The sequence below is a fragment of the Microbacterium sp. Bi128 genome (assembly GCF_918698205.1).
Map to the genome: position 1 here is coordinate 1 of NZ_CAKKMM010000151.1, position 8,993 is coordinate 8,993.

At 67.9% G+C, this 8,993-nt stretch carries 9 protein-coding genes; 2 read left to right on the forward strand and 7 right to left on the reverse strand.

The genetic code is table 11. The features are described 5' to 3' along the window. Positions 1–775: cytochrome c oxidase assembly protein (locus LQV45_RS12285; RefSeq protein WP_230007268.1), on the forward strand; the 775-nt coding region annotated here is incomplete at its 5' end. A gap of 24 nt (positions 776–799) precedes the next feature. Here the strand turns inward: LQV45_RS12285 and LQV45_RS12290 are convergent. The 4 genes from LQV45_RS12290 to LQV45_RS12305 all read right to left on the reverse strand — a co-directional run bounded on the left by LQV45_RS12290 (position 800) and on the right by LQV45_RS12305 (position 4,611). Next, a complete protein-coding gene (locus tag LQV45_RS12290; protein WP_230007269.1) occupies positions 800–1,921 on the reverse strand; it encodes a sulfite oxidase in 1,122 nt (373 codons plus the stop codon). A 178-nt stretch (positions 1,922–2,099) separates the two neighbouring features. Beyond that, positions 2,100–2,954 (reverse strand): SDR family oxidoreductase, encoded by an 855-nt coding sequence (locus LQV45_RS12295; RefSeq protein ID WP_230007270.1) that lies wholly within the window; start codon positions 2,952–2,954, stop codon positions 2,100–2,102. A gap of 3 nt (positions 2,955–2,957) precedes the next feature. Next, entirely contained in the window at positions 2,958–3,962 is a 1,005-nt protein-coding gene (locus tag LQV45_RS12300; protein ID WP_223915020.1) for an aldo/keto reductase family protein, read from the reverse strand. A gap of 40 nt (positions 3,963–4,002) precedes the next feature. Then, positions 4,003–4,611 carry a hypothetical protein gene (locus LQV45_RS12305; RefSeq protein WP_230007271.1) on the reverse strand — a complete coding sequence of 203 codons (609 nt, stop codon included), beginning with the start codon at positions 4,609–4,611 and terminating at the stop codon, positions 4,003–4,005. Between the two features lie 290 nt (positions 4,612–4,901). Between LQV45_RS12305 and LQV45_RS12310 the strand changes: the two genes are divergently transcribed. After that, positions 4,902–5,318 (forward strand): YchJ family protein, encoded by a 417-nt coding sequence (locus tag LQV45_RS12310; protein ID WP_230007272.1) that lies wholly within the window; start codon positions 4,902–4,904, stop codon positions 5,316–5,318. A gap of 26 nt (positions 5,319–5,344) precedes the next feature. Here the strand turns inward: LQV45_RS12310 and LQV45_RS12315 are convergent, their stop codons facing one another. The 3 genes from LQV45_RS12315 to LQV45_RS12325 form a co-directional block, all read right to left on the reverse strand. After that, the gene (locus tag LQV45_RS12315; RefSeq protein WP_230007273.1) at positions 5,345–6,127 is read right to left on the reverse strand and encodes a hypothetical protein; all 783 of its coding nucleotides are present in this window, start codon (positions 6,125–6,127) and stop codon (positions 5,345–5,347) included. 116 nt (positions 6,128–6,243) lie between these two features. Next, on the reverse strand, positions 6,244–8,280 hold the full coding sequence (locus LQV45_RS12320; protein WP_374208201.1) for an acyl-CoA dehydrogenase family protein: 2,037 nt from the start codon (positions 8,278–8,280) through the stop codon (positions 6,244–6,246). 63 nt (positions 8,281–8,343) lie between these two features. Further along, positions 8,344–8,682 (reverse strand): hypothetical protein, encoded by a 339-nt coding sequence (locus tag LQV45_RS12325; RefSeq protein WP_230007274.1) that lies wholly within the window; start codon positions 8,680–8,682, stop codon positions 8,344–8,346. Positions 8,683–8,993 lie beyond the last annotated feature (311 nt).

The following is an 8,993-nucleotide window of genomic DNA, read 5'->3' on the forward strand; positions in this document are numbered from 1 at the left end:
GGCGCGCGGGCACCGCCATCCCGGGTGGCGGACGCTGGCGTTCTATGTTCTGGGCCTTGGGTCCCTGACAGTGCTGACGTGCGGGTTCCCTGGCGTCTACAGCGCGCAGCTCCGGTGGGCCTTCACGCTCAAGATTTCCCTGTTGCTCTTCGTGGTGCCGCTGCTGATCGGCCTGGGAAAACCCATCTCCCTCGCCCGTGCGGCCCTGCCGCCGCGCGGCGTCGGCCGGCTGAACAGGGCGCTCGCGCACAGCGCGGTGCGGTTTGCCGGCAACTCCATGGCCGCCCCGCTCCTGGGCCTTGCCCTCTTCGCCACCTTCCTGACTCCGGCCTTCTACACCCTCCGCACAGCCGCTTGGACCGAGGCGCTCCTGACGGTGGGGGTCCCGCTGCTTGGCATGATGATGGCCCTGCCGATCATCGAGGACGCGGACTTCCGCCGCTCCAGCGCGTTCTTCATCGTGGAGTTCGTGTTTGTCTTCATCGAGCTGCTGGTCGATGCCGTGCCCGGGATCCTGCTGCGCCTCAACGGCCAGGTGCTGGATCACGTCGCAACGACGCCGTCTGCGATGGGCTGGTTCCCCAACGCCCTGCGTGACCAGCAGCTGGCGGGGGACGTCCTGTGGTTCATCTGCGAAATTGTCGACTTGCCCCTGATCATCCTGATGTTCATCCGCTTCTCCCGCAGCGACAAACGCGAGGCCCGCGGCTTTGACGAGCTCACGGATTCCCAGCTCGATGAACTGAATGCGGAGCACCTGCGGCGCGGCCGCTAAGTCCCCGCGCCCCGGATGGGGGCGCTATGCCACGCTGACCTTGATCCGCTGCACCACGTTGTTGCCCATGCCCTGGTAGTTCCATTCCGGTTCCAGCGGCTGGACCGCGCCGCTGGCATCCGTGGCACGGCAGGAGAGCTCGTGTTCGCCCGGATCGGCCACCCACGGCATCGACCACGCACACCACGCGAACGGCGCTGCAGGGTGCTCCAGATGGGCCGCTGCCCACTTTCCGTCGATTCCGACGTCGACGCGCTGCACGGCGCCTTGCCCGGACCAGGCCCGGCCGGTGAGCATCACCGGTCCCGGGGGCAGGATCCGGCTCCGGGTGAAGAAATCCGGGACACCCGGGGGCATCATGAGCGAGCGGACCTTGATCCAGGTGACCGGGGTTCCGGGATCCTCGGCGTCATGCTGGTAGCGGTACGCCACTGCCTGCTGGAAACCGTCATAGGGCTTGGTCAGAACCTTGATCGAGGTCAGCCACTTCACGCTCGCCATGCCGTACCAGCCGGGCACCACAAGCCGGAGCGGATAGCCGTGCTGAGGCGGCAGGTCTGCGCCGTTCATCCGGTAGGCGAGCACGACGTCGGGGCGCAAGGCCTCCTCGATCGGCAGGCTGCGCGCGTACTGCTGGGCGACGCCGCCCTGGCTGCCGGCGTCGGCCCCGGTGAAGAGCACCTCCACGGCGTCGTCCTCCACTCCGGCCCGCGTCAGCAGGTAGGCGAGCGGGACACCGGTCCACACGGCGGTCCCCACGCCCTCGAGTACCCACGGCTGGCTCAGTGGGCGGGGCCGCAGGAGGGACCGGCCGTTGCCGGCGCACTCCAGGGTGACCGGGAGGGTGATGCTCGGTGCCCGGAGCAAGGCCCGCAGGCTCAGTTCGAAGGACCGCTGCACGGCGCCGCCGATCCACAGATGCCAGTGATCGGCGTCGATGAACGGGATGTCGAAGTGCGTGAGCACGTAGTGCAGTCCGGGCGGTGTGGTGTCGCTCCGCAGGGCCTCGAGCGGCATGGAATGGTTCCGCACGGCGAGCTGGAGTTCCTCCGCCGTCAGCGGGCCGTGGCTCGGTTCGCCGGGATGCGCCCGGGGTTGTCCGGCCTGCCGGCGCGGACTCTTCAGGACAGAAGAGTGTCTGGACATTTGCTTTGGCATGGCATGCCGCGATTCTTTCCGGACCGGCCCGGTCCCGCTCCTGTGAAGGACCCGCCGGTTTTAGTAGGTATCACCTGGTCTCAGGTCTACGCCGCAGCCCGGAAACCGTCAACACCGGGACGCGCCGGTCCCGTCCCTTCCGGTCCCGTCTCTTCCGGTCAAGGGGCTACAGCGTGTGCGCCTCGGCCAGGAACTGCGCCAGGCTCAGCGGTTCCCGGCCCGTCAGCTCATGCACTGCCGACGTCGGACCGGCGAGTTCGCCGGCGGCGATGGCCGTGTAGGTGCTCACCCAGGCGTCCACCTGCCATGGCGGGGCGCCGTACGAGGCACGGGACCCGTAGGCCTCCGCCAGGGTCTCGTTGTGGAAGGTGATGGCCCGGCCGGTTCCGGCGGTCAGGAGTTCGGCGGCGCGGGCCAGCGAGATGTCTTCCGGGCCGGTCAGGTCATAGGTCCGTCCCACATGCAGGGACGGGTCCCGCAGTACGGTGACGGCCGAGCGGGCAATGTCTGACCGCGCCACGGCAGCCATGACGCCGTCTCCGGCGGGGCCGCGGATCACGCCGTCCTCGCCGGCCAGCAGCGGCAGGAAGTCCAGGTAGAAGTTGTCCCGCAGGAACGTGTAGTCCATGCCGGAGGCCTTGATGCGCTCCTCGGTCGCGAAGTGGTCCCGGCCCAGCGTGAACGTGGAGTCCGGCGCCGCGCCGAAGAACGAGGTGTACACGATGTGCTGGACGCCCGCTGCGGCCGCGGCATCGACGAAGGCGTAGTGCTGCTGCAGCCGGTCCTCGGCCTCGGCTGCGGAGACCATGAACAACGTTTTCGCCCCGGAAAGCGCCGTCTTCGCCTGCTCCGGCTCGGCGTAGGTGGTGACGAAGGGGACGGCGCCTTCGAGCTCAGGTGCCCGGGCGGCGTCCCGCACCAGGAGCCGTTGCTGGCTGCCGGCCTGGGCCAGCAGCCTGGCCACCAGGGCGCCCAGCTGGCCGGTGGACCCGGTGACGGCAAGCTCGGGAGCGTTGGTCATGGCCTAGGCCTCGCGGGAGGCGGGCGATTTGGTCTGCGCGGGGTCGCGTTCGGCCAGTGAGCCGATGACGGCGTCGATCTTGTCCATGATCACCGCGTCCAGCTTCACGCCGGCTGCCGCGACGTTTTTCTCGATCTGCTCCGGCCGGGACGCTCCCATGATCGCGGAGGCCACGTTCTTGTTCTGCAGCACCCAGGCGATGCTGAGCTGCGCCATGGTCAGCCCGGCCTCCTCCGCGATCGGCTTGAGCTGCTGGACGCCGGTGAGGACCTCGTTGGACATCCAACGCTCGATCATCCGTGAACCGCCCTTGGAGTCCGTGGCGCGGCTGCCCTCAGGGGCAGGCTTGCCGGGGTGGTACTTGCCGCTCAGCACGCCCTGGGCAATCGGGGACCAGACAATCTGGGACAGGCCCAGTTCTTCCGACGCCGGAATCACCTCGGCCTCGATCACTCGCCACAGCATGGAGTACTGAGGCTGGTTGGAGATCAGCTGGAAGCCCAGTTCCTTGGCGAGGGCATGGCCGTCGCGGATCTGGTTGGCCGTCCACTCGCTGACCCCGATGTACAGGGCCTTGCCCTGCCGCACGATGTCCGCGAAGGCCTGCATGGTCTCTTCCAGCGGCGTCTCGTAGTCGTAGCGGTGTGCCTGGTAGAGGTCCACGTAGTCGGTCTGCAGCCGGGTGAGAGAGCCGTTGATGGATTCCATGATGTGCTTGCGGGACAGGCCGAGATCGTTGTGGCCCTTGGGCCCGGTGGGGCCGAAGACCTTCGTGAAAATTTCCAGCGACTCGCGGCGCTCGTCCTTCAAGGCTGCTCCGAGGACCGTCTCCGCCGCTGTGTTGGCGTACACGTCGGCCGTGTCGAAGGTGCTGATACCGGCGTCGAGCGCGGCCCGGACGCACTGGGTGGCGACATCGTTCTCCACTTGGGAGCCATGGGTCAGCCAGTTGCCAAACGTGATTTCTGAAATCTTGAAGCCGCTGTTCCCGAGGTATCTGAATTCCATGGGTTCCAACGTAGCGGACTTGCCTGCCCGGGGTAAGGGCTCAGCCGGCCTTGCGTTCCTGGACCGGCTGTTTGGCTTTCCCGGCCGGCGGAGTGCCGCGCAGCGCCACGAGCGATCCGGTGTCCAGCAGGGACTTCGCTGCGGGCATGGGCGGCTTTTTGAACGCCCGCGGGACGGAGCCGAGTGTTCCATTGGTGTCCGTGGCAGACTGCACGAGGGCAGAGACTTCTGTGATGTCCTGTGCCGGTGCAAGGGGGTCGGGCAGGTCCCGGACGGTGACCCGTACGGCGGGTCCGGCCTCGGCCCTGGCCCTCGCGGCGGCGCGGGCATCTGCCCGGGCCACGGCGGCCGCCCACTCCGGCGACAGTGCGGGTTCCTTTTTGGCTGCATTCCGGGCGGGGCGTGCGGGCTTCGCTGCCTTGGCCGGCCGGTGCGGCGCCGGCTCTTCCCCAGCCCCATTTTCCCGTGATACCGGGGTTCCGCGGACGAGCCCGGCGACGGCCAGGACAACGACTGCCGCCAGCCGGCCGATCCCTGCGAGCACGAGGGTGGCGGCGAAGACCAGGAAGAGGCCGAGGAACATGAAGAACGCCACGCCGAGGGTCCCGAAAAAAGTCAGGTTCAGCGCAATGGTCGTTGGATCTTCCATGTCACCTCTCCTTGCCGGCCTGCTTCAGCGTGGTCCCTGCCGCTAGCACGCGGCGGGCAGGAGCCCCCTTAACAATACGTACTTTTCGCTGGCCCCGTGCCGCCCCCGGCGGTCGTGGCGAATATGTGTCAAAGCCGTTATCCGCGGGCGGGGCACGGGCCCTGCCGGCCGGGCGTCTATAGTCGGAGACAGCCCCGCCGGCGTCGTCCGGCCCGCCGGAAGGACATCTTGTGACGCACGCCGCAGCAGCCGATTCCGAGCCCGCCGGAGCATCTGGCACGGACCGCTCCGTGAGTATTCCGGAAGCGGCATATTCCGCGCCGTATGAGGGGAACTGCCCGTGCCTGTCGGGCGAGGCGTATGTGCACTGCTGCGGCCGGTTCCATCGCGGGGACGCCGAGGCGCCTACGGCGGAGCAGCTTATGCGCTCCCGGTACAGCGCCTTCGTGGTCCACGACGAGGGGTACCTGCTCCGGACCTGGCACCCGGACACTCGGCCCGCTGAGCTGGAGTTTGATTCCGGCATGCAGTGGCGACGCCTGGACATCCTCTCCACCAGCCGCGGCGGCCCGCTGGACAGCGAAGGCACGGTGGAATTCGCGGCGCACTACCGGCACGAGGGCGAACGCGGCCTGCACCGCGAAACCAGCCGCTTTGTGCGGGTGGACCGGCGCTGGTACTACGTAGATGGCGTCGTTGCCGGCTGAGCCCTCCGGGGCTGACGCCGTCGCGGCTAGGGGCGCCCGGCTGAGTTGTCCCGTGCTGAGTTGTCCCTGACGGGGTGGTTCTCAACCGTTGCTGCCGGGCTGAAGCCGGCCCGATCCACCCTGCGGTGGAAACGCATTCCCGCGAGGCCGCCCAGCACTGCGCCCACCAAAGCCACCGCGGCCACGACGATCGCCGCGATGATGCTCAGGGTGTTCAATTCGCCCTCGTTGATCGGGATCCGCGGGAAGCTGTTCAGGTTGGCCAGGATGTTGAAGCGCTGCCCGGCGACCAGGCCCAGCACGGCGACGACGATCGCGGCGATCAGGGCCCAGATCCAGACCATGAAGCCCTGCCTGGCGCCGTTGAAGCGGGCCATGCGCCCGGCGACGTATCCGCCGCAGTAGTAGGCGACCAGGAGGATCACGAGCAGCACGATGATGCCGGTCAGCCCGACCGTCTGATTGCTGGAGGCCTGGTCGACGGCGTCGTTCACATCGGTGTTGGTGGCCAGACCGACGGCGGTACCGCCGGCAGCGACCAGCGCGGTGAGCAGCACGGCCGTACCCGTGGCCGTCAGCCAGCCGAAGAATGCCGAGCCGACCTTGATGCCGCCGAACTGTTCCTTCTCGCGGGCCACTACCGTCTCGCGCGTGGGGATCTCTTCCACGACAGTGTCGTGAACAGCATCGCGGACCGGTGCGTCGCGGACGGGGTCGTCGTGGCGGACTGCTGTCACCGGGCGGGTTGTGGCGTCGTCCTGCGCGGCGTGTTGTGTCGTCTTGTCGTCGGGGCCTGCGGTGCTGCTCATGAGGGCTGCTCACTTTCGCTGAATGACCGGCCACACTGGAGACGCCGGTCTGGCGTCAACCTAACCACGGCGGAATCCGGTTAGCAAGGATGCTTACTATCCGTGGCGGCGGCCCGTCAGCGGTACTTGCGGTGCAGGTCCTCCCGGACGGAGGCGCGCCGGCTGGCATCCGCGATCCATGGACCGGTCCCTTCAGACTGGTCGAGGATTCCGGCTTCCAGCCAGGTGTAGTCCCCGGCCAGTGTCTTGCGGGCCAGGGCATGGTCGGCGTCGTCGGTGTTCCGCCACAGCCGGTCGAAATATTCGTCGACGCGAACACGGGCCTGTTCGCAGTACGCCTCGGCGAGTTCGTACGCGGAGGCGCCGCGTTCCGGCTGCGTCCGCAGCAGCATCTCGGCGCGCGAACAGCAGGCTGCCATGGCAAACAGCTCCGCACCGATGTCCACGATCCGGCCCAGGAACGCCTGCTTGTGCTCAAGTTTGGCCTGCCACCGGCCCATCCCGTAGAAGGTCTGGCGGGCGAGGCGCCGGGAGGAGCGCTCCACGTAGCGCAGCTGTTTCGCGAGCCGGCCGAAGTCGCTGTAGGAGCGCGGGTCCATGCCGGCGCCGGCCACGAGTTTGGGCAACCACTTCGCGTAGAAGCCGGAGGCGCCGACGGCGGCCTTCGCCTTGTCGGAGAGGCGGGCATCCTCCGAGGCGAGGTCTCCCGCGGCGGCCAGGTGCGCGTCCACGGCCTCGCGGGCGATCAGCAACCTCATGATTTCCGAGGACCCCTCGAAGATCCTGTTGATTCTCATATCGCGGAGCTGCTGTTCCGCGGCGACGGCGCGCTCGCCGCGGGCTTCGAGGGAGTCCGCCGTTTCAAAGCCCCGGCCGCCGCGGATCTGCACGAGTTCGTCCGCGATGAGGCAGCTGATCTCCGTGGACCACAGCTTGGCGAGGGCCGCCTCGATCCGGATGTCTTTCTGCCCGGCGTCGGCCATTTCCGCAGAGAGTTCAAACACGGCGTCCAGGGCGAAGGCGCTGGCGGCGATGAAGGCGATTTTCTTGCCCACTGCCTCATGCTGGCCGATCGGCCGGCCCCACTGGGTGCGGGCGTCGGACCATTCGCGGGCGATCTTCAGGCTCCACCGGCCTGTGGCGACGCACAGCGCGGGGATGGAGAGCCGGCCCGTGTTCAGTGTGGTGAGGGCGATCTTCAGGCCCTGGCCTTCCCGGCCCAGCCGGTTGGCAGCGGGGACCCTGACCTGGTGGAAGCGGGTGACGCCGTTTTCGATCCCGCGGAGCCCCATGAAGGTGTTGCGGTTTTCCACGGTAATGCCAGGGGTGTCCATTTCGACCACGAAGGCGCTGATGCCGCCTTTGTGGGCGGTCCCGTCCGCATCGGTGTGCGGCGGCACGAGGGCCATGACCACGACGAGCTCGGCGATAACACCGTTGGTGGTCCAGAGCTTGACGCCGTCCAGGAGGTACGACTCGCCGTCGTCGGAGAGGACGGCCGTGCTGCCCATCCGGGCGGGGTCGCTGCCGACGTCGGGCTCGGTGAGCAGGAAAGCGGTGACGGCGCCGGCGGCGCAGCGGGGCAGGTATTCGCGCTTCTGGGCCGGAGTGCCAAAGACCTTGACGGGCTCCGGTACGCCGATCGACTGGTGCGCGGAGATCAGGGCGCCAAGGCTTGGATGCACCGAGCCCAGCATGGCCAGTGCGCGGCCGTAATACACGAGCGTGAGGCCCAGTCCGCCGTATTCGCGGGGAATCTTCATTCCGAACACACCGAGCTCCGCGAGCCCTTTGAGATAGTCGTCCGGGATCCGGTCGTCGCGTTCGATGGTGCGCCCGGACATCGTGCGGCAGTAGTCGGCCAGCCGGGCCATGAACGCGTCGCCGCGTTCGACGTCGTCGGCGGGGGCCTCGGGCCACGGGTGTATCAGCGACAAATCGAAGCTGCCAAGGTAGAGGCCCTTCGCGAAGCTGGGCTGGGTCCAACTGGTTTCGCGGGCGGCCTCGGCAATGGCGCGGGCGTCGGCGGCCGTCGCGTCGGGGCCGACGTGCTCAGCGTCCCCGTCGGCCGCCGGAATCGGAATGCCTGATGTTGGAGAATCTGACGCTGGAGTACCGGGTGTGGTGGCGGGGTCTTCGATGGCGGAGCTCACGGGGCATCTCCTCTAACCGGGTGACCGGCTTGAGCCCTGGATCCGCCGCGGGTGGAGGACCCTTCAGCTGTCCCGCAATACTACTCGCGGGTAAGTGCCTGTGCTAGGGGAGGCCTGGCCCGGAAAGTCGGACCGGAAGTCCGTGCCGAAGTCGACCTGGAAATCGGCGGGCATCTCCACCGTTGAGGCGTGGTGGACCAGCCGGTCCCAACCGTGGTTGATGCCGTGGACCAGGCCCACCAGCGCGCCGGCCACGAGGTACCAGGCGAGCCGGCCGACACCGACCAAAACCATGGCCGCGAACGCGGACACCATCATGAAGGCGCCGATCATCACGGCAAACACGAGGGTTCCAATGACCACCATCGTGCCGGTTTCCACTGCGCTTAGGTCGAACTGCATTCTTCCCCCTGCACCATTGCTCCGGTTGAACCAGTAGCCCGAGCGTAGGGTGCCGTGGGCGGGCTGAACTAGGGTCCTTGGACGGTGGCGGCCTCTTGATACGGGATCGAAATGCTACCGGGGCGTAGGTCACGGCGGGGTTGCGGCACCCTCACCGATCGCGGGGGTCGCACCGTTTGTCAGTGCCGGGAGGCTGCCCGGTGTCAGTCTTCGTCGTGTTCAGGGGCGCTCTGGCTCATGACCCGGAAGTCCGCGCCGAGGGCGACTTCGACCTGGGACCCGTCGTTGAGGCGTACCTCGACCTCGTAGGC